This window comes from Mesorhizobium sp. M8A.F.Ca.ET.161.01.1.1 (assembly GCF_004792105.1).
GTDB lineage: Bacteria > Pseudomonadota > Alphaproteobacteria > Rhizobiales > Rhizobiaceae > Mesorhizobium.
In genome coordinates this window covers 1-339 of record NZ_SRTD01000248.1, presented here as the reverse complement: position 1 = coordinate 339, position 339 = coordinate 1, and the positions used below count along the sequence as shown (strand labels likewise).

Here is a 339-nt window from a genome sequence, read left to right as displayed (position 1 = left end):
CGGAAAACATCAGCGTGCGGCGCTCGGCGGGGGCGGCGTCGAGGATGAATTCGAGGTCCTCGCGAAAACCGAGGTCGAGCATCTCGTCGGCTTCGTCGAGCACCACGGCCTTCAGCGCCGACATGTCGAGCGCGCCGCGGGTGATGTGGTCGCGCAGCCGGCCCGGCGTGCCGACGACGATGTGGGCGCCGCGCTCCAGCGCTCGCCGCTCGCCGCGCATGTCCATGCCGCCGACGCAGGACGCGACGGTCGCGCCGGTCAGCTCGTAGAGCCATTCAAGTTCGCGCCGAACCTGCAGCGCCAGCTCGCGTGTCGGCGCCACCACCAGTCCCAGCGGCG

Annotated in this window: 1 protein-coding gene; it reads right to left on the bottom strand. The window is 71.4% G+C overall.

Annotated features, from left to right (window positions below; genetic code table 11):
- Positions 1-339, bottom strand: a 339-nt coding sequence (locus EN804_RS35560) for a DEAD/DEAH box helicase (RefSeq protein ID WP_135922371.1), incomplete at both ends; no start/stop codon positions are given.